Source organism: Citrobacter sp. FDAARGOS_156, assembly GCF_001559235.2.
Lineage (GTDB): Bacteria > Pseudomonadota > Gammaproteobacteria > Enterobacterales > Enterobacteriaceae > Citrobacter > Citrobacter youngae.
Genome location: NZ_CP014030.2, coordinates 4,485,036 through 4,506,466, shown reverse-complemented (window position 1 = coordinate 4,506,466; position 21,431 = coordinate 4,485,036). Strand labels below are relative to the sequence as shown.

At 52.8% G+C, this 21,431-nt stretch carries 16 protein-coding genes; 11 read left to right on the top strand and 5 right to left on the bottom strand.

What is annotated here, in order from left to right; translation table 11 throughout:
* Positions 1-70: 70 nt before the first annotated feature.
* Complete coding sequence (acuI, locus tag AL515_RS22200; protein WP_061068705.1) at positions 71-1,045, bottom strand: acrylyl-CoA reductase (NADPH); 975 nt, start codon at positions 1,043-1,045, stop codon at positions 71-73.
* 225 nt (positions 1,046-1,270) lie between these two features.
* Here acuI and csrD point away from each other — a divergent pair, with 225 nt between their 5' ends.
* From csrD to tldD, 8 genes are all read left to right on the top strand, one after another.
* Entirely contained in the window at positions 1,271-3,211 is a 1,941-nt protein-coding gene (gene csrD, locus AL515_RS22195) for an RNase E specificity factor CsrD (RefSeq protein ID WP_048213458.1), read from the top strand.
* A gap of 306 nt (positions 3,212-3,517) precedes the next feature.
* Positions 3,518-4,561 (top strand): rod shape-determining protein MreB, encoded by a 1,044-nt coding sequence (mreB, locus tag AL515_RS22185; RefSeq protein WP_000913396.1) that lies wholly within the window; start codon positions 3,518-3,520, stop codon positions 4,559-4,561.
* Positions 4,562-4,624: 63 nt separating this feature from the next.
* On the top strand, positions 4,625-5,647 hold the full coding sequence (gene mreC / locus AL515_RS22180) for a rod shape-determining protein MreC (protein ID WP_040234170.1): 1,023 nt from the start codon (positions 4,625-4,627) through the stop codon (positions 5,645-5,647).
* Positions 5,648-6,136, top strand: a complete 489-nt coding sequence (gene mreD, locus AL515_RS22175) for a rod shape-determining protein MreD (RefSeq protein WP_040234168.1) — start codon at positions 5,648-5,650, stop codon at positions 6,134-6,136.
* 8 nt (positions 6,137-6,144) lie between these two features.
* Positions 6,145-6,738, top strand: a complete 594-nt coding sequence (locus AL515_RS22170) for a Maf family protein (RefSeq protein ID WP_061068704.1) — start codon at positions 6,145-6,147, stop codon at positions 6,736-6,738.
* Positions 6,728-8,197, top strand: a complete 1,470-nt coding sequence (gene rng, locus AL515_RS22165) for a ribonuclease G (protein ID WP_003828822.1) — start codon at positions 6,728-6,730, stop codon at positions 8,195-8,197. The genes AL515_RS22170 and rng overlap by 11 nt, the downstream gene beginning before the upstream one ends.
* Before the next feature lie 111 nt (positions 8,198-8,308).
* Positions 8,309-12,109, top strand: a complete 3,801-nt coding sequence (gene yhdP, locus AL515_RS22160; protein ID WP_061068703.1) for an AsmA2 domain-containing protein YhdP — start codon at positions 8,309-8,311, stop codon at positions 12,107-12,109.
* Between the two features lie 162 nt (positions 12,110-12,271).
* A complete protein-coding gene (gene tldD / locus AL515_RS22155) occupies positions 12,272-13,717 on the top strand; it encodes a metalloprotease TldD (protein ID WP_003025183.1) in 1,446 nt (481 codons plus the stop codon).
* An 86-nt stretch (positions 13,718-13,803) separates the two neighbouring features.
* Here the strand turns inward: tldD and aaeR are convergent, their stop codons facing one another.
* Positions 13,804-14,733 carry an HTH-type transcriptional activator AaeR gene (gene aaeR / locus AL515_RS22150; RefSeq protein WP_038634351.1) on the bottom strand — a complete coding sequence of 310 codons (930 nt, stop codon included), beginning with the start codon at positions 14,731-14,733 and terminating at the stop codon, positions 13,804-13,806.
* Positions 14,734-14,917: 184 nt separating this feature from the next.
* Between aaeR and aaeX the strand changes: the two genes are divergently transcribed.
* From aaeX to aaeB, 3 genes are read left to right on the top strand one after another with little or no spacing between them, the layout of a single operon-like run.
* Entirely contained in the window at positions 14,918-15,121 is a 204-nt protein-coding gene (gene aaeX, locus AL515_RS22145; protein ID WP_003025177.1) for a p-hydroxybenzoic acid efflux pump operon protein AaeX, read from the top strand.
* Positions 15,122-15,128: 7 nt separating this feature from the next.
* On the top strand, positions 15,129-16,061 hold the full coding sequence (gene aaeA, locus AL515_RS22140) for a p-hydroxybenzoic acid efflux pump subunit AaeA (protein ID WP_003025174.1): 933 nt from the start codon (positions 15,129-15,131) through the stop codon (positions 16,059-16,061).
* A 5-nt stretch (positions 16,062-16,066) separates the two neighbouring features.
* Complete coding sequence (aaeB, locus tag AL515_RS22135) at positions 16,067-18,037, top strand: p-hydroxybenzoic acid efflux pump subunit AaeB (protein WP_048213453.1); 1,971 nt, start codon at positions 16,067-16,069, stop codon at positions 18,035-18,037.
* Positions 18,038-18,077: 40 nt separating this feature from the next.
* Here the strand turns inward: aaeB and AL515_RS22130 are convergent, their stop codons facing one another.
* Genes AL515_RS22130 through xapA form a run of 3 tightly spaced genes read right to left on the bottom strand, consistent with a single transcriptional unit; the run spans position 18,078 to position 21,128 of the window.
* The gene (locus AL515_RS22130) at positions 18,078-18,980 is read right to left on the bottom strand and encodes a LysR family transcriptional regulator (RefSeq protein ID WP_061068702.1); all 903 of its coding nucleotides are present in this window, start codon (positions 18,978-18,980) and stop codon (positions 18,078-18,080) included.
* 58 nt (positions 18,981-19,038) lie between these two features.
* Positions 19,039-20,244 (bottom strand): MFS transporter TsgA, encoded by a 1,206-nt coding sequence (tsgA, locus tag AL515_RS22125; protein WP_061068701.1) that lies wholly within the window; start codon positions 20,242-20,244, stop codon positions 19,039-19,041.
* A gap of 50 nt (positions 20,245-20,294) precedes the next feature.
* Positions 20,295-21,128, bottom strand: coding sequence for a xanthosine phosphorylase (gene xapA, locus AL515_RS22120; protein ID WP_048213450.1), 834 nt, complete (start codon positions 21,126-21,128; stop codon positions 20,295-20,297).
* Positions 21,129-21,431: the final 303 nt, after the last annotated feature.

Here is a 21,431-nt window from a genome sequence, read left to right as displayed (position 1 = left end):
ATGGCAGGGAGTCCGTCAATGTGCAGAGAAATTTAGTTAATTAAATGTAAATTTGTATCTGCAAATTGTTTTATTTCACTTTCACCAGCGTACGGCCCTGCACCTGGTTATTGATGATGGCATCGGCGAACTTCGGCGCATCGGCAAGCGTGATTTCTGTCGCTGCCTGGGTAAAGAACGACTCTGGCAGGTCGTTAACCAGACGTTGCCAGGCCTGTGCACGACGATCCGGAGGCGTCATCACGGAGTCGACGCCCTGTAAGCGCACGTTGCGCAGAATAAACGGCATCACCGTGGTGGGTAGCGCAAAACCGCCAGCCAGGCCACAGGCGGCAACACAACCGCCATAGTTCATCTGCGCCAGTACTTTTGCCAGCACTTTGTCGCCAACGGTATCAATGGCACCCGCCCACAGTTGCTTTTCCAGCGGACGAGATTCAGCAAACTCATCACGACCCAGAATGCGGTTGGCTCCCAGGCTTTTCAGGTAGTCGTGGGTGCTTTCGCGGCCCGATACTGCCGCAACCTGGTAACCCAGTTTGTGCAGCAGCGCAACGGCAGTACTGCCTACGCCACCGCTGGCACCAGTGACGACGATTTCGCCGTCTTCCGGGCGGATACCGGCATCTTCAAGCGCCATGACGCACAGCATGGCAGTAAAACCGGCGGTACCGATGACCATGGATTTGCGACCGTCCAGTCCTTTTGGCAGCGCAACCAGCCAATCGCCTTTCACACGAGCGCGTTCGGCCAGTCCCCCCCAATGATTCTCACCCACGCCCCATCCGGTCAGTAAGACTTCCTGACCTGCATGAAAACGAGGATCTTCACTTGTGCGTACGGTACCGGCGAAATCGATACCAGGAATCATCGGAAAATTGCGGATAATTTTACCCTTACCGGTGATGGCGAGGGCATCTTTATAGTTCAGGCTCGACCAGTGAACATCCACCGTCACATCGCCTTCAGGTAGCTGATTTTCGTCGAGGGGTTGAACGGATGCGAGGGTTTTTCCGTCCTGCTGTTCTAAGATCAAAGCCTGCATAACCTGTCCTCAATTCATATAGTGGATTGGAAAATTATCTGTGAAGACTATACTCGCTAATTAAAACATGATGCCGATTCTGCGCAATAAATTGCCAGATATACCTGATTTGGTAGTATGCCCACATTATTTGTGTAAATTGACGGATTTCGCGTTCAGTTTTGCATTTTCGTGTCGCTTTTTCACTTTCACACCTGATTCATCACTGTCGGAGTTAACACAAGGATGCGATTAACGACGAAATTTTCAGCCTTTGTCACGCTGCTTACCGGGTTAACGATTTTCGTGACGCTGATAGGTTGCTCGCTGAGTTTCTATAACGCTATTCAATATAAGTTCACCACCCGCGTCCATGCCGTCGCGACGGCGATCGATACCCATCTGGTCACCAGAGATGTCGTGTCCTTAACGCCGCAAATTGATGAACTGATGATTTCGGTTGATATCGTCCGTATTGAATTGCTTCAGGATGACCGCGTTGTTTATAGCCATTCCCGAACCAGTAGCTACCGCCCGGCGGGGACGAATAACCTTTATCGCAATCTCACCGTGCCATTGGTCAAGCATCCGGGGATGTCGCTGCGTATGGTTTACCAGGATCCGATGGGCAACTATTTCCATTCGTTGATGACTACGGCACCGCTCACGCTATCGATAGGCTTTATTATCCTGATGCTGTTTTTGTCGGTGCGCTGGCTTCAACGTCAACTTTCCGGACAGGAATTACTGGAGATTCGTTCAACGCGGATCCTCAACGGTGAACGCGGGCCAAACGTGCGGGGAACGGTCTATGAGTGGCCAGCGCGTACCAGTAGTGCGCTCGACATGCTACTGACCGAAATTCAAAATGCTCGTGAGCAGCGCAGCAGGCTGGATACGCTAATTCGCTCCTATGTCGCGCAGGATACAAAAACGGGGCTGAGCAACCGCTTGTTCTTTGATAACCAACTGGCGACGCTGCTGGAAGATCAGGAAAAAGTCGGCTCGCATGGTGTGGTGATGATGGTTCGTTTGCCGGACTTTACGCTGCTACGCGAGAGCTGGGGCATTACCCAGGCGGAAGAACAAATTTCAACGCTTATCAATTTGTTGTCTACCTTTATGATGCGCTATCCGGGCGCACTGTTAGCGCGTTACCACCGAAGCGATTTTGCCATCCTGCTGCCACACCGCACGTTAAAAGAAGCGGAAAGTATCGCCGGGCAACTCTTAAAGGCGGTGGATGCACTTCCGGCTAACAAAATGATCGATCGTGCCGATATGGTTCATATTGGCATTTGTGTCTGTCGCAGCGGTCAGTCGACTGAACAAGTTATGGATCACGCTGAAGCCGCCACCCGGAATTCAGTATTACAAGGCGGGAACAGTTGGTCGGTGTATGACGACTCTCTGCCGGAAAAAGGCCGGGGCAATGTGCGCTGGCGAACGCTGATTGAACAGATGCTCAGTCGGGGCGGACCGCGAATTTATCAAAAACCTGCCGTAACGCGTGAAGGGCGGGTGCACCATCGCGAGCTGATGTGCCGTATTTTCGATGGCAGCGAAGAGGTTATTTCGGCGGAATATATGCCGATGGTGCTGCAATTTGGTCTGGCGGAAGAGTATGACCGTCTGCAAATCAGCCGTTTGATCCTGTTGTTGGGGTACTGGCCGCAGGAAAGCCTGGCGATGCAGACGACGGTTGAATCGCTCATTCGCCCACGTTTTCAGCGTTGGCTGCGAGATACGCTGATGCAGTGCGAAAAATCGCTACGTAAACGCATAATTATTGAACTTGCTGAGGCGGATGTTTGTCAACACATCAGCCGGTTACAACCGGTTATCCGATTGATGGATGCGCTTGGCGTACGTATTGCCGTTACGCAGGCCGGTTTAACGTTGGTGAGTACCAGTTGGATCAAAGAGCTGAATGTCGAATTGTTGAAGCTTCATCCCAGTCTGGTGAGAAACATTGATAAGCGAACGGAAAATCAGCTGCTGGTTCAAAGCCTGGTAGAGACGTGTACCGGAACGCCAACGCAGGTTTATGCCACGGGCGTTCGTTCGCGCAGCGAGTGGCATACCCTGACAGAACGTGGAGTCGCGGGTGGGCAGGGTGATTTTTTTGCCGCATCACAGCCACTTGACACAAACGTGAAAAAATATTCGCAAAGATACTCGGTTTAACCTGCCGTTTAATTTGTTTTCACGTAGAATAACGCGCGCTGTGCCTTCTGGGGGTGTGCTTGTCTGCTCGCCAGGTTGTAACAGCAAACATGCAGGTGAATGACCTTTGACAGGTTGCAAACAAAAGCGAGGACTGCTGCTGAGTTTTTCAGCCCTGATGGACTCAGGCCGGTTTTGTAACAAAGGAAACGAACTGCACTAATTTTCACCGTAGCAGATGATTTTTGCGCCTTGTCGCTGCTGCGTGTGGTTGGTAAAGTAAGCGGATTTTGTTTTCCGCCCCAGCTTTCAGGATTATCCCTTAGTATGTTGAAAAAATTTCGTGGCATGTTTTCCAATGACCTGTCCATTGACCTGGGTACCGCGAATACCCTTATTTATGTAAAAGGACAAGGCATCGTATTGAATGAGCCTTCCGTTGTGGCCATTCGTCAGGATCGTGCCGGTTCGCCGAAAAGCGTGGCTGCAGTAGGTCATGATGCGAAGCAGATGCTGGGTCGTACGCCGGGCAATATCGCTGCAATTCGCCCAATGAAAGATGGCGTTATCGCTGACTTCTTCGTGACTGAAAAAATGCTCCAGCACTTTATTAAACAAGTGCACAGCAATAGCTTCATGCGCCCAAGCCCGCGCGTACTGGTGTGTGTACCGGTTGGAGCAACTCAGGTTGAACGCCGTGCCATCCGTGAATCCGCTCAGGGTGCAGGTGCACGTGAAGTGTTCCTGATCGAAGAGCCGATGGCGGCAGCGATCGGTGCGGGCCTGCCAGTTTCTGAAGCAACCGGCTCAATGGTTGTCGATATCGGTGGTGGTACCACAGAAGTCGCCGTTATCTCTCTGAACGGCGTAGTTTACTCCTCCTCCGTGCGTATTGGTGGTGACCGCTTCGACGAAGCCATCATTAATTATGTTCGCCGTAACTACGGCTCTCTGATCGGTGAAGCTACCGCGGAACGTATTAAGCACGAAATCGGTTCTGCTTATCCTGGCGACGAAGTACGCGAGATCGAAGTTCGCGGTCGTAACCTGGCAGAAGGTGTTCCACGTGGCTTTACCCTGAACTCTAACGAGATCCTTGAAGCGCTGCAGGAACCCCTGACCGGTATCGTAAGCGCGGTGATGGTTGCACTGGAACAGTGTCCGCCAGAACTGGCGTCTGACATCTCAGAACGCGGTATGGTCCTGACCGGCGGCGGTGCGCTGCTGCGTAACCTTGACCGTCTGTTAATGGAAGAGACCGGTATTCCAGTTGTTGTTGCCGAAGATCCGCTGACCTGTGTGGCTCGCGGTGGCGGTAAAGCACTGGAAATGATCGATATGCACGGCGGCGACTTGTTCAGCGAAGAGTAATCGGATGCAGGAAGGGTAGCCCTGGGTTGCTCTTCCGCTCTGATGCGAGAATACGCATAGACTATGAAGCCAATTTTTAGCCGTGGCCCGTCGCTACAGATTCGCCTTATTCTGGCGGTGCTGGTGGCGCTCGGCGTTATTATTGCCGACAGCCGCCTGGGTACGTTTAGTCAAATCCGAACGTACATGGATACCGCCGTCAGTCCTTTCTACTTTATCTCTAATGGTCCCCGTGAATTACTCGACGGCGTGTCGCAAACGCTGGCTTCTCGTGACCAACTCGAACTTGAAAACCGGGCGTTGCGTCAGGAACTGCTGCTGAAAAACAGTGAACTGCTGATGCTGGGGCAATATAAACAGGAGAACGCGCGTTTGCGTGAGCTGCTGGGATCGCCGCTGCGCCAGGACGAACAAAAAATGGTGACGCAGGTCATCTCAACGGTTAACGATCCTTACAGCGATCAGGTGGTGATCGACAAAGGGAGTGTTAACGGCGTTTATGAAGGTCAGCCAGTCATCAGCGATAAAGGCGTAGTGGGCCAGGTTGTTGCGGTGGCCAAACTGACCAGCCGCGTACTGCTGATTTGTGACGCGACGCATGCACTGCCAATCCAGGTATTGCGTAACGATATTCGCGTGATCGCTGCCGGTAACGGCTGCACGGACGATCTTCAGCTTGAACACCTGCCGGCTAATACTGACATTCGCGTTGGCGATGTGCTGGTTACCTCCGGTCTGGGTGGGCGTTTCCCTGAAGGCTATCCAGTCGGTGTCGTTTCCTCTGTGAAGCTGGATACCCAGCGCGCATACACCGTGATTCAGGCGCGCCCGACGGCGGGTTTACAGCGTCTGCGCTATCTGCTGCTGCTGTGGGGAGCCGATCGTAATGGTGCTAACCCGATGACGCCAGAAGAAGTGCACCGTGTAGCTAATGAACGTCTGATGCAAATGATGCCGCAAGTCCTGCCGGCACCGGATGCCATGGGGCCTCCTGCGCCAGTTCCTGCTCCGGCGACAGGTGTAACGCCGGTTCCTGCAACAACCACGCCGTCACAACCTGCTCCGCGTAAGCCGGGAGGGCAGTAAGTGGCAAGCATCCGTCACCAGGGACGTTGGGTCATTTGGCTCTCGTTCCTAATTGCATTTCTGCTGCAAGTCATGCCCTGGCCGGACGAGATCCTCGTTTTCCGGCCGAACTGGGTGCTGCTCATTCTGCTGTACTGGATCCTGGCGCTGCCGCATCGCGTAAATGTGGGCACAGGATTTATCGTGGGTGCCATACTGGATCTCATTAGCGGCTCTACGCTTGGTGTGCGGGCATTGTCGATGAGTATCATTGCTTATCTGGTCGCACTGAAATTTCAGCTCTTCCGTAACCTCGCGCTCTGGCAGCAGGCGCTGGTAGTTATGTTGTTGTCACTGGTCGTGGATATTATTGTTTTCTGGGCCGAGTTTTTAGTGATCAACGTCTCTTTCAGACCTGAAGTGTTCTGGAGTAGTGTAGTAAATGGTGTGCTTTGGCCATGGCTATTCTTACTGATGCGTAAAGTCCGCCAGCAGTTTGCGGTGCAATAAAGGTTGATATGAATACTCTGTATCTTGCTTCAGGTTCTCCACGTCGTCAGGAGTTGCTCGCTCAGCTTGGTGTTACGTTTGAACGGCTGGTTCCTGGAATTGAAGAACAGCGGCACCCGCAGGAAAGCGCCCAGCAGTATGTTGTTCGTCTGGCGCGTGAAAAAGCGCAGGCAGGCGTAGCAATGGCTGTGCGCGATTTACCTGTGCTGGGGGCGGATACCATTGTTATCCTTAATGGCGAAGTGCTGGAAAAACCGCATGATGCCGACCATGCAGCAGCGATGCTGCACAAGCTGTCAGGCAAAACGCATCAGGTCATGACGGCTGTCGCATTAGCCGATCGCCAGCACAACCTGGACTGTCTGGTGGTGACGGAAGTGACATTCAGAACACTAACAGATGAGGACATCGCCGGTTATGTTGCCAGCGGTGAGCCTATGGATAAAGCAGGTGCATACGGTATTCAAGGGTTGGGTGGCTGTTTTGTCAGGAAGATCAATGGCAGCTATCACGCCGTAGTCGGCTTACCGCTGGTAGAAACGTATGAGTTGCTGAGCAATTTTAACGCACTGCGTGAGAAAAGGGATAAACATGACGGCTGAATTGTTGGTAAACGTAACGCCATCGGAAACGCGGGTGGCGTACATTGATGGCGGTATTCTGCAGGAAATTCATATTGAACGTGAGGCGCGACGCGGAATCGTAGGCAATATCTACAAAGGTCGTGTAAGTCGTGTACTTCCGGGTATGCAGGCGGCTTTTGTAGATATTGGGCTGGATAAAGCCGCATTTCTCCACGCATCAGACATCATGCCGCATACCGAATGCGTAGCGGGTGAAGAACAAAAACAGTTCACTGTACGCGATATCTCCGAACTTGTGCGTCAGGGGCAAGACCTGATGGTACAGGTGGTGAAAGATCCTCTGGGCACGAAGGGCGCACGCCTGACAACGGACATCACGCTACCTTCCCGTTATCTCGTCTTTATGCCGGGGGCGTCGCACGTGGGGGTTTCTCAGCGAATCGAGAGCGAAACCGAACGCGAACGCCTGAAAAAGGTGGTGGCGGATTACTGCGACGAACAGGGCGGATTCATCATTCGTACGGCGGCTGAAGGCGTTTGTGAAGAGGATCTGGCTTCGGATGCTGCCTACCTGAAGCGTGTCTGGACGAAGGTCATGGAGCGTAAGAAGCGGCCACAAACGCGCTACCAGATGTATGGTGAATTGGCACTGGCACAGCGCGTTCTGCGTGATTTTGCTGATGCTCAGTTAGACCGAATTCGCGTTGATTCCCGTCTGACTTATGAAGCGTTGCTGGAATTTACGGCGGAATACATCCCGGAGATGACCAGCAAACTGGAACATTACAGCGGACGCCAACCGATTTTCGATCTCTTCGACGTTGAGAATGAAATCCAACGTGCGCTGGAGCGTAAGGTTGAGCTGAAATCCGGCGGCTATTTGATCATCGACCAAACCGAAGCGATGACTACCGTCGACATCAACACCGGCGCATTTGTTGGGCATCGTAATCTCGACGACACTATCTTTAATACTAATATTGAAGCAACGCAGGCTATCGCACGTCAGCTGCGTCTGCGTAATCTGGGCGGCATAATCATTATCGATTTTATCGACATGAATAATGAAGATCACCGCCGCCGGGTGCTGCACTCTCTGGAGCAGGCGCTGAGCAAGGATCGCGTAAAAACCAGCATTAACGGTTTTTCACAGCTGGGTCTGGTAGAGATGACACGTAAGCGCACGCGTGAAAGCGTGGAGCATGTGCTGTGTAACGAGTGCCCAACCTGCCACGGACGTGGCACGGTGAAAACGGTCGAAACCGTATGTTATGAAATCATGCGTGAAATCGTCCGCGTGCACCATGCTTACGACTCCGATCGTTTCCTGGTGTATGCGTCTCCGGCAGTGGCTGAAACCCTGAAAGGGGAAGAGTCGCATGCGCTGGCGGAAGTGGAAATCTTTGTCGGCAAACAGGTCAAAGTACAAGTCGAACCGCTCTATAACCAGGAGCAGTTTGACGTGGTAATGATGTAAATCGTGTAGTGGCACCCGCGCATGTAGGCCGGATAAGGCACAAACGCCGCTATCCGGCAATATTCACTCAAGGGGTGTGAGTCACATTTTTTGGCAGACAAGGAGAGGCGCGTGAGGCGATTGCCGGGGATTTTACTGCTCACTGGAGCCGCATTCGTTGTCATCGCAGCGCTGCTGGTCAGTGGGCTGCGCCTTGCTCTACCGCATCTCGATAGCTGGCGTCCGACCATTCTGGGCAAGATCGAATCTGCCACCGGTATGCCCGTTTCCGCCAGCCAGCTTTCTGCTAACTGGCAAAATTTTGGCCCTACGCTCGAAGCTCGCGATATTCATGCACAGCTGAAAGACGGTGGCGAATTCTCGGTAAAGCGTGTCACGCTGGCGCTGGATGTCTGGCAAAGTTTGCTGCACATGCGCTGGCAGTTTCGCGATCTCACCTTCTGGCAACTGCAGTTGCGCACCAATACACCGATCCAGCGCGGCGATAGCGGCGACGGGATTGAAACCAGCCACATCAGCGATCTGTTCCTGCGCCAGTTTGATCATTTTGATCTTCGCGACAGCCAGGTTAGTTTTTTGACCCTGTCAGGCCAGCGTGCGGAACTGGCGATCCCTCAGCTAACCTGGTTGAACGGTAAAAACCGGCATCGTGCTGAAGGCCAGGTCAGCCTCTCCAGCCTGACCGGGCAGCACGGTGTTATGCAGGTGCGTATGGATCTGCGTGATGATGACGGCCTGCTGAATAATGGTCGAGTCTGGCTGCAGGCTGACGACATCGACGTTAAGCCGTGGTTGGGAAAATGGATGCAGGATAATGTTGCGCTGCAAACTGCGCGCTTTAGCCTGGAAGGCTGGATGACGCTCAACAAAGGCGAAATCTCTGGTGGCGATGTCTGGTTGAAAAAGGGCGGCGCAAGCTGGAAGGGAGAGAGCAACATCCACACGCTGTCCGTCGATAACCTGACTGCGCATATCAGCCGTGAGCACTCCGGTTGGTTGTTTGCTATCCCGGATACGCGCATCACGATGGATGACAAACCCTGGCCGAGTGGGGCATTAACGCTGGCCTGGTTTCCCGGGCAGGAAGTGGGGGGCGCCAATAATAAGCGCAGCGACGAATTACGTATTCGCGCCAGTAACCTGGAGCTAGCCGGGTTAGAGGGGCTACGCCCGATGGCCGCTAAGTTATCTCCGGCATTGGGTGATATCTGGCGGGCCACGCAACCGAGCGGCAAGATAAACGTGTTGGCGTTGGATATCCCGTTACAGGCGACCGAAAAAACCCGTTTCCAGTCCTCGTGGACCGATCTGGCCTGGAAACAGTGGAAGCTGCTGCCGGGGGCAGAACATTTCTCCGGTACATTGTCTGGCAGCGTGGAAAATGGCGCATTAACGGCCTCCATGAAGCAGGCAAAAATGCCGTATGAAACCGTCTTTCGTGCCCCGCTGGAGATAGAGGATGGCGTGGCAACGCTCAGTTGGCTGAAGAATGAAAATGGCTTTCAGCTAGACGGGCGCAATATTGACGTTAAAGCGAAAGCGGTACATGCGCGCGGCGGTTTTCGTTATCTGCAACCAACTGGTGATGAACCGTGGCTGGGGATTCTGGCGGGGATTAGCACTCACGATGGCTCCCAGGCCTGGCGCTATTTCCCGGAAAATCTGATGGGAAAAGAGCTGGTTGATTATCTCAGTGGGGCAATTCAGGGCGGTGAGGCGGATAACGCAACACTGGTTTATGGCGGTAACCCACATCTGTTCCCGTATTTGCATAACGAAGGTCAGTTCCAGGTGCTGGTGCCGCTGCGTAATGCAAAATTTGCCTTCCAGCCGGACTGGCCCGCACTGACTGACCTCAATATTGAACTGAACTTCATTAACGATGGCCTGTGGATGAAGACGGATAGCGTCAATTTAGGGGGGGTAGAAGCCACTAACCTGACGGCAAATATCCCTGACTACGCAAAAGAAAAACTGCTGATTGATGCCGACATCAACGGGCCGGGCAAAGCGGTTGGGCCTTATTTCGACGAAACACCGCTGAAAGAGTCGCTTGGTGCCACGCTGGAACAGCTGCAAATTGACGGTGATGTGAGTGCTCGCTTACATCTTGATATCCCGTTAGATGGTTCGCTGGTTACGGCCAAAGGCGACGTGAACCTGCGTAATAACAGTCTGTTTATCAAGCCGCTCGATAGCACGCTGAAGAATTTGAACGGTAAATTCAGCTTTATCAACGGCGATCTCAAGAGTGAGCCGATGACGGCGAACTGGTTTAATCAGCCGCTGAACGTCGACTTTTCCACTACCGAGGGTGCAAAAGCTTACCAGGTTGCTGTGAATCTGAACGGTGACTGGCAGCCAACTCGCATGGGGATACTCCCCGCACAGGTGAATGATGCCTTAAGCGGCAGTATGGCGTGGAACGGTAAGGTTGGCATTGACCTGCCATATCATGCCGGAGCGACCTACAACATTGAGCTGAAAGGCGACCTGAAAAATGTAAGCAGTCACTTACCTGCTCCGTTAAACAAAGTCGCCGGTGAGTCGCTACCGGTTAATGTTAAGGCAGATGGTAACCTGCGCAGCTTCGATCTGACCGGTAACGCCGGAAGCAAGAACCACTTTAACAGCCACTGGTTGCTGAATCAGAAACTGACGCTTGACCGCGCAATCTGGACTTCGGAAAGCCGTACCGTGCCAGCGCTTCCTGACCAGCAGGGCATCGAACTTAATCTTCCGCCCATGGACGGTGCGCAATGGCTGGCATTGTTCCAGAAAGGCGCGGCAGATAACGTCGGAAGTAATGCGAACTTCCCGCAGCGTATTGCGGTGCGCACGCCTTCTTTATCCCTGGGCGGCCAGCAGTGGAATAACCTGAGCATTGTGTCTGAACCTGGGCTTAATGGTACCAGCGTACGGGCACAGGGGCGTGAGATTAACGCCACATTGGCTATGCGCAATAATGCTCCGTGGCTTGCCAATATCAAGTACCTGTATTACAACCCGAACGCTGCAACGTCATCGCCAAATACAACGCCAGCCTCGCCGTTCTCTGCTATCAGTAACGTCAGTTTCCGTGGCTGGCCGGATGCGCAGATACGCTGCGAAGAGTGCTGGATGTGGGGGCAAAAGTATGGGCGCATTGATGCCGATGTCGCGATAAAAGGTGACACATTAACGTTGAGCAATGGTCTGTTGGATACCGGGTTTGCCCGGCTGACCGCCGATGGCGAATGGGTCAATGTGCCGGGCAAGGAGCGTACGTCACTGAAAGGAAAGCTGAATGGCAACAAGATTGATTCAGCCGCGGGTTTCTTTGGCGTATCTACCCCGATTCGTAACTCTTCCTTTAACGTCGAGTACGATCTGCACTGGCGTAATCCGCCCTGGGATCCGGATGAAGCTTCACTGAATGGGATTTTGCGTACCCGTTTGGGCAAAGGTGAATTGACTGAACTTAGCACCGGACATGCGGGACAACTGTTACGTCTGCTGAGCTTTGATGCGCTATTACGTAAACTGCGTTTTGATTTTAGCGATACGTTCAGCGAAGGTTTTTACTTTGACTCTATCCGCAGTACGGCGTGGATCAAAGACGGTGTGATGCACACTGATGATACGCTGGTGGATGGCCTGGAAGCTGACATCGCCATGAAAGGTTCGGTGAATCTGGTGCGTCGCGAACTGGATATGGAAGCCGTTGTCGCACCTGAAATTTCTGCCACCGTTGGGGTGGCCGCGGCGTTTGCCGTCAACCCAATTGTCGGCGCGGCGGTATTTGCCGCCAGTAAAGTTTTGGGACCGCTGTGGAGCAAAGTTTCAATTCTGCGCTATCGCATTACCGGTCCGGTCGATAAGCCACAGATCAACGAAGTTCTGCGCCAGCCGCGCAAAGAAAGCCAGCAATGATTTGACGGGGGCGAGTAATTGCCCCAATCTCAACATAGAACTTCTACCGCAGTCCGTAGGCCGGATAAGGCGTTTACGCCGCCATCCGGGCATTGAAGCGCCTGATGGCGACGCTGGCGCGTCTTATCAGGCCTACAACAGTAACTAATGAGTAGCAAAACGATGAGTCTGAACCTGGTAAGTGAACAATTGCTAGCGGCGAATGGCCTGAAACATCAGGATCTGTTTGCCATCCTGGGCCAACTGGCCGAACGCCGTCTTGATTACGGCGATCTCTATTTTCAGTCGAGCTATCACGAATCCTGGGTTTTAGAAGACCGCATCATTAAAGATGGTTCTTACAATATCGATCAGGGCGTTGGCGTGCGCGCCATCAGCGGCGAAAAAACCGGGTTTGCCTATGCAGACCAGATTAGCCTGCTGGCGCTGGAGCAAAGTGCTCATGCCGCGCGTACTATCGTGCGCGACAGCGGTGATGGCAAAGTAAAAACGCTGGGGGCGGTAGAGCATCAGGCACTTTATACCTCAGTAGATCCCCTGCAGAGCATGAGCCGCGAAGAGAAGCTGGATATTCTGCGCCGCGTAGACAGCGTGGCGCGTGCCGCCGACAAGCGTGTGCAGGAAGTGACGGCGAGCCTGACCGGTGTGTATGAACTGATTCTGGTGGCGGCGACCGACGGTACGCTGGCCGCTGACGTCCGTCCTCTGGTGCGTTTGTCCGTAAGCGTACAGGTTGAAGAGGATGGCAAACGCGAGCGTGGCGCCAGCGGTGGCGGCGGTCGTTTTGGCTATGACTATTTCCTTGGCGACCTCGATGGCGAAGTTCGTGCTGACGCATGGGCGAAAGAGGCCGTACGCATGGCGCTGGTCAATCTCTCTGCGGTAGCTGCGCCTGCCGGTACGCTGCCGGTGGTACTCGGCGCTGGCTGGCCGGGCGTTCTGCTGCATGAAGCGGTCGGTCATGGTCTGGAAGGTGACTTTAACCGCCGTGGCACGTCGGTATTCAGCGGTCACATGGGTGAGCTGGTGGCGTCAGAATTGTGTACCGTCGTTGATGATGGCACGATGGCGGATCGTCGTGGTTCAGTAGCCATTGATGACGAAGGAACGCCGGGTCAGTACAACGTGCTGATCGAAAACGGCATTCTGAAAGGCTATATGCAGGACAAACTCAATGCGCGCCTGATGGGCGTGGCGCCAACGGGTAACGGTCGTCGTGAATCTTACGCGCATCTGCCCATGCCTCGTATGACCAACACCTATATGCTGCCGGGCAAATCCACGCCGCAGGAAATCATCGAATCCGTTGAATACGGTATTTATGCGCCTAATTTCGGCGGTGGCCAGGTGGATATCACCTCCGGTAAATTCGTGTTCTCTACCTCCGAAGCGTATCTGATTGAAAACGGTAAAGTGACCAAACCGGTGAAAGGCGCGACGCTGATTGGCTCCGGTATCGAAGCAATGCAGCAGATTTCGATGGTGGGTAACGACCTGAAACTGGATAACGGCGTGGGTGTTTGCGGTAAAGAAGGACAGAGTCTGCCGGTTGGCGTGGGCCAGCCGACGCTGAAGGTGGATAACCTGACCGTAGGTGGCACCGCGTAACATCATGATTCAGGCCCGATAAGCACCAGTGCTATCGGGCATCTTGCCAGATGCGGCGTCAACGCCTTATCTGGCCTGGACTCTTTTTATTTCTCTTTTCCCCGACCGTACATTCCCTGAAACAGCTGCGCCACATCGACGAAATAGTCTGTCAGATAGTTAATCACCACCTGCACCTTGAGCGGCAGCTTATCCTTTTCGGTATACAACGCATACACCGGACGTGGATCTGACTGGTAGCGGGGGAGCAGGATCTCCACTTCGCCGCGGTTGATCTCATTGATCACCCACATCAGCGGTACATAGGCAATGCCCGCGCCTGCGGCCAGCCAGCGCACCAATGTCATCGGATCGTTGGTCACAAAACGTCCCTCTGGGATCAGACGGGTAGAAATCCCCTCCGGGGCAATTAATTCGAACTCATTATCCGGACGAACGCTGTATTCCAGCCACGAATGATTGCTGAGATCGGCGGGTTTCTCCGGGACACCAAACTGGGCGAGATAACTTTTTGCCGCGCAGACCACCATCGGCATAGCCCCCAGACGACGCGAAAAAAGGCTGGAGTCCTGCAGGGCACCCACGCGGATAACCACGTCCAGACCGTCGGCAATCAGGTCGGGTGCCGGTATTCCCGTCACCAGATTTACCGTCAGCCCAGGATACTCTTTGAGCATTTTTGCGGTCAGTCCGGCGAGGACATTTTGTGCCATGGTTGAAGAACAACCAATGCGCAGCGTGCCGATGGGCGTGTTGTTAAAAGCATACAGTTGCTCGTGAACATCCTGCGCTTCGTGCAGCATCCGGCGGCAGCCCTGATAATAAATTTTACCGGCTTCAGTTAGCCCAATGCTACGCGTGCTGCGGTTTAGCAGCTTGACCTGTAGCTCATCTTCCAGTTTTGAGACCGTCTGGCTTATCGATGAAACGCTCATTTGTAGCTGTCTTGCGGCGGCGGTGAAGGAGCCCAGTTCGACAACTTTGGCGAACACCGACATACGTTTTAATCGTTCCATTGTTCACTCTGGCTTAAAAGTGATTTAGATCACATAATATAGATAACAGCATAACAGTTACGTTAATATATTATTATTCAAATAACGGCTATGTCGCTCTCGCCTGGCTCATCCTTGCCCTTCTCTGCGGTGACATACGCTAGAAAATCTATCATCTGCACTCTCTTACGTTACCAAGGTCAACATGAGTCTGTTTCCCGTTATCGTGGTGTTTGGTCTGTCCTTCCCACCGATTTTTTTCGAATTACTTTTGTCACTGGCGATTTTCTGGCTGGTGCGCCGGGTGCTTGTTCCGACTGGCATCTATGATTTTGTCTGGCATCCGGCTCTGTTTAACACTGCGCTGTATTGCTGTCTGTTCTATTTAATAACGCGCCTGTTCGTTTGAGGTTGAAGTGAAAACACTAACAAGAAAACTCTCCCGCACGGCCATTACCGTGATACTGGTCATTCTGGCCTTCATCGCTATTTTCCGCGCATGGGTGTTCTACACCGAGTCGCCGTGGACGCGTGATGCGCGTTTCAGCGCCGATGTCGTCGCGATTGCGCCGGATGTTGCGGGGCTTATTACCAACGTTAACATCCATGATAACCAACTGGTGAAAAAGGATCAGATCCTGTTCACCATCGACCAGCCACGCTATAAGAAAGCCCTTGAGCAGGCCGAAGCTGACGTCGCTTATTATCAGGTTCTGGCGCAGGAAAAACGCCAGGAGGCCGGTCGTCGTAACCGACTGGGCGTGCAGGCTATGTCTCGCGAAGAGATCGACCAGTCAAACAACGTCCTGCAAACCGTATTACACCAGCTTGCGAAAGCACAAGCGACCCGCGACCTGGCAAAATTAGATCTGGAACGTACCGTTATCCGTGCGCCTGCAGACGGATGGGTGACTAACCTGAACGTCTATAGCGGTGAATTTATTACGCGCGGCTCCACGGCGGTGGCACTGGTAAAACAGCACTCATTCTATGTACTGGCGTATATGGAAGAGACCAAACTGGAAGGCGTTCGCCCAGGGTATCGCGCTGAAATCACCCCGCTTGGCAGTAATAATGTGCTGAAAGGCACCGTTGATAGCGTGGCGGCTGGCGTAACGAATGCCAGCAGCACGCGGGACGCAAAGGGTATGGCGACCATTGATTCCAATCTTGAATGGGTGCGTCTGGCGCAGCGCGTGCCGGTGCGAATTCGTCTTGATGAGCAGCAGGGAACCTTGTGGCCTGCCGGGACGACGGCGACCGTCGTCATTACCGGCAAGCAGGATCGCGATGCCAGCCAGGAATCTTTCTTCCGTAAAATGGCGCATCGCCTGCGCGAGTTTGGTTAATCGCGATGGGTATTTTCTCCATTGCCAACCAGCATATCCGCTTTGCGGTAAAACTGGCCTGCGCGATTGTACTGGCGCTGTTCGTTGGCTTTCACTTCCAGCTTGAGACCCCACGCTGGGCGGTACTGACCGCAGCCATTGTGGCGGCAGGCCCGGCCTTTGCCGCTGGCGGAGAACCTTATTCAGGCGCTATCCGCTATCGCGGCATGTTGCGTATTGTCGGGACATTTATCGGCTGTATTGCCGCACTGATCATTATCATCAGCATGATCCGCGCCCCGCTATTGATGATCCTGGTGTGTTGTATCTGGGCCGGTTTTTGTACCTGGATCTCTTCACTGGTAAAGATCGAAAACTCCTATGCCTGGGGGCTTTCGGGTTACACGGCTCTGATTATCGTCATTACCATTCAGGCGGAGCCTCTGCTGACGCCACAATTTGCGCTTGAACGCTGCAGCGAGATTGTGATGGGGATTGTCTGCGCTATCATCGCCGACCTGCTCTTTTCGCCCCGTTCAGTGAAACAGGAGATAGATGTCGAGTTAGACAGTCTTCTGGTGGCGCAATATCAGCTTATGCAACTGTGTATAAAGCATGGCGATAGCGAAGAGGTGGACAAGGCCTGGGGCGCTTTAGTTCGTCGTACGGCGGCGCTTGAAGGTATGCGCAGCAACCTGAACATGGAATCCTCACGCTGGGTGCGCGCCAATCGTAGACTCAAGGCATTGAATACTCTGTCGCTCACACTCATCACGCAGTCCTGCGAAACCTATCTTATCCAGAATACGCGACCAGAACTGATTACAGATACCTTCCGCGAGTTGTTTGATACGCCGGTTGAAACGGTGCAGGACGTACATAAACAATTGAAGCGGATGCGCCGCGTGATTGTCTGGACCGGTGAGCGTGATACGCCAGTGACGATCTATAGCTGGGCCGGCGCGGCGACGCGCTACCTGCTGTTGAAACGCGGTGTGGTCAGCAATACCAAAATTAGCGCTATTGAAGAAGAGATCCTGCAAGGCGAACCGGTGGTGAAGGTGGAATCCGCCGAACATCACCATGCGCTGGTCAACTTCTGGCGTACTACGCTGTCCTGTGTGCTGGGAACCTTATTCTGGTTGTGGACCGGCTGGACATCAGGTAGCGGCGCGATGGTCATGATAGCAGTCGTCACCTCGCTGGCCATGCGTTTGCCTAACCCCCGCATGGTGGCCATCGACTTTATCTATGGCACGCTGGCAGCATTGCCGTTGGGGGCGCTCTATTTTCTGGTGATTATCCCCAATACCCAGCAAAGCATGTTGTTGCTGTGTCTGAGTCTGGCGGTGCTGGGATTCTTTCTGGGTATTGAGGTGCAGAAGCGGCGTCTGGGCTCAATGGGGGCGCTGGCGAGCACCATTAACATTATCGTGCTTGATAACCCGATGACGTTCCACTTTAGTCAGTTCCTCGACAGTGCACTGGGGCAGATTGTTGGCTGCGTATTGGCGTTTATCGTTATTCTGTTGGTGCGGGATAACTCGCGTGACAGAACAGGTCGTGTGTTGCTTAACCAGTTTGTGTCGGCAGCGGTTTCCGCAATGACCACCAATGTTGTGCGCCGTAAAGAAAACCACCTTCCGGCGTTGTATCAGCAGCTGTTTTTACTGATGAACAAATTCCCCGGCGATCTGGCAAAGTTCCGCCTGGCACTGACGATGATTATTGCTCACCAGCGTTTACGTGATGCGCCTGTACCGGTAAACGACGATTTATCGGCGTTTCATCGCCAGCTTCGCCGTACCGCCGATCAAGTTATTTCTGCAGTCAATGATGACAAACGCCGACGCTACTTTGGTCAGTTGCTGGAGGAGCTTGATATCTACCAGGAAAAATTAACGCTTTGGGAAGCCCCGCCTCAGGTGACGGAGCCAGTGAAACGACTCACGGGAATGTTGCACAAATACCAGCATGCGCTGACCAGCAATTCATAACTCATCTAACCGGAAGAGGATATCTCTTCCGGTTTCAGTTTTACCGCCCCTGTAATGTCATGATAAACGCGTTCATTAATGTGGAGAGCTGTTCGTCGAACCAGTAGGCATAAAGATCGGCTGGAATAGGGTCATTCAACGGTAAGAAACGAACGCCTGGCCAGTGGATCAATCCGCAGGTTTCTGGCAGCAAAGAGAGACCAATTCCTGCGCTAACCAGCGCCAGCGCTGTTTGCGGTTCGTTAACCTGGTGGGTAATCAGAGGATAAAATCCTACCTCAACACAGCGGTCATGTACCTGACGGGCGAAATTGCTTTGATTGAATGAAAGCGAAATGATGGGGCGTTCAGCGAGCATCGCCAGTGAGACGCTTTGGTGTTGGCAGAGAGGATCGTGTTCAGGTACGGCGAGAGCAACCGCTTCGCGGGAAATCAATTGGCTACGAATATTCGTCTCGGATTGGGGCAGTACGTTCCGGCTAATCGCAATATCAATCGTCCGGGCATGCAAGGCTTCAATTTGCTGATGTTGGGAAAGCTCCTGCAAACTCCAGTTTACGTACGGCTGTTGCTTCTTAAAGTCCTTTAGACGTGTCAGCAGCGTTCCCCACAATGCGCTACCGACTATCCCAATGTTGAAATGCTGATGTTCGCTACGGCCAATCTGTCGCACATAATTGAGGGATTGATCGGTGGTACTCAGGATACGATCGACTTCCGTTTTCAATACCTGCCCGGCTCGCGTGAGAACCACTTTACGGCTGGTACGTTCAAATAGCGTCGTTTCAAGGATCTCTTCCAGTTCTTTAATCTGCATACTCAACGGCGGTTGAGAGATGTTTAACCGGGCCGCGGCCCGGCCAAAGTGCAGCTCGTCAGCGAGAACCTGAAAATAACGCAATGTTCGAAGACGAATTCGGCTATTGGCCTGGAGATCAATCATGCTGGTTACGCGTAAGAGAGGGAGAGAAACGGCATCATGCCGTCCTCCCCAAAGCTTGTCAAACCGCAGCGGATGGCGGGCGGGCGAGACGCTCGGCCTGGCTGCAGGTGACAGCGATAACCAGCGTCAGCAGTAACACACAATAGGCGACAGTTGACGTATTCACCGCCCCCTGCAGACCAAAGTGGCTGTTTACCATGGAGGAGACGCTGGCAAACAGTAGCGTGCCCACTGTGCCGCACGTCAACAAGGCGGAGATCAAGGTTGGTGAACTGCGACTCACCTGCAGTGAACCATAGCTCATCAGGCCGGAGAATAAACCGGAGTTAAAGAAACCAAACACGCCGCACGCTATCAGAATCAGCGTGGTATTGTTGCTGTTGGCAATTAGCGCAATAGAGACCAGACCAATGCTTGCGCAGATCAGCAGGAAAGTGCGCAGTTTCATCCATTTCACGGTGAACTGATTCAGGAACAGGCCAATGGCTTTCGTCACCCAATACACAGTAGTGAATAGCGCGGCATCCTGCGCCTGAAGTGTAAAACGCGATTGCAGGTAGCCCGGTGTCCACATGGTAAAAATGGGTTCAGCCAGCAGGAAAGCAAAGAGAGTAAAACAGATCAAATAGACAGAGATCCCCCAGGGTTCTGACTCTTCCGTTTTCTCGTGTTGCTGCGGCTGCGCAGCCTCTGTCGATGGGAAGCGACAACGCAGGGTAAGTGCCAACATCAACGCGCCCAGACCGCCCATAATCCCATACATCGCAATCCAACTGGCACCCAGTTTAAACATCCAGGCTAACAGTAAGGAAAGGGTTGCTCCGGCAAAGCTGAAAAAGAAATCGGTAAAAATCAGGCTGGAAGAGCGGCTCTTTTCATCGGGATTAATACGGACCACCAGATAACTGCCGATGGTCATAAACACGCCCCCGCAGGCACCAATTCCGGCCACTGCAACGCTAAACAGCGTTAAGGTTGGTTGGATAAAAAGTACTACGCTGATAATCACGGTGAGCGTTGCAGCAATAACTAATGGTTTTTTCAGCCCCCATTTTTTCATCAGAATGCCGCCAAGCATAATAGGCACAAACATTCCGATGTTCATCAGAGTAAAGACCTGCCCGATAAAGCTGGGGTCTTTATGAAAAGCGGCACAAAGTGGCCCAAGCACAATCCCCAGTGTCGACACCAGTGCGCCAACAAAGTAATAGCTCAGGTACGAAACGGCATTGAGATTTGCGCGAGAAAACTGATTGTCTGGCATAACTTTTCTCCAGACGGAGCAGGGCGACCTGTCCGTCTACGGAACCACGATCAGGCGTACTGCTTGAGGAACTGGCTGATCAAACGAATAAAATCTTCGGTTACCATGGCAGCGCATTTCAGCGTTTGTTCATGGGAAAGCTCAACATCACTGAGACCTTCAGCCATATTTGTGATGGCTGAAACGGCCAGTACTTTCAGGCCACAGTGGCGTGCAGCTATCACTTCCGGTACCACCGACATACCGACGACATCGCCGCCCATACGCTGCATCATGCGAATCTCCGCAGCCGTCTCAAAATTAGGTCCAGGATAAGAGACAAAAACCCCTTCATGAAGCGTGATACCCAACTGCTCTGCGGCACCGTGAAGCTGCTGGCGCAGTTCGCGATCGTATGCGTTAGCGAGGCTAAAGAAGCGAGGACCAAAGCGTTCATCGTTCGGCCCGACAAGTGGGGTAGATGGCATGGTGTTGATGTGATCGTTGAGGGCGACCAGACTACCTGCAGGAATATCTACGTTCAGCGAACCCGCGGCGTTGGTACAGAATAAAAATTCGCAGCCCAACAGTTTAAAGGTACGTACGGCATGGGTCATGATGCCCATTCCCAGCCCTTCATAAAAATGCCCACGTCCCTTCATGCAGATGAGGTCGATACCATAAAGCGTTCCCATCACCACTTCCCCGGCATGGCCGATTACAGTGCTGACCGGAAACCCAGGTAATTGTTGATATGAAAGCGTGGTTTTATTTTCCATGCGATCGGCAAGAGCCCCCAGACCTGACCCAAGTATCAGAGCGATACGTGGATGAAAATTGGGTTTTGCAGAACGCAGAATTTCAGCCGCTTCATACGGGGTATCGTTGACAACAGACATGGACATATCGACTCCAGAGACTATTTAGTTGCATGCATTTTGTGGAGGCTTCAATTACAAATCCAATATGATAAATGCGGTTATTGATATGATTTTTATATTGAAAAAATCAGATAAATATCGGATCTATTATTTTTCAGAAAGTTATGGCCAACCTGTTTCATACTGTTTCCGAAACGCAGTCATAGGATTGCACAAAAATGTGATGTATCTCTCTTTGTCTAAACGATGAACAGTTCATTCCTGACGTATTACGCACACTGAGGCAGGGCTATACTTAAGACGAGTATTTAGCTGGGGGTGGTAAAC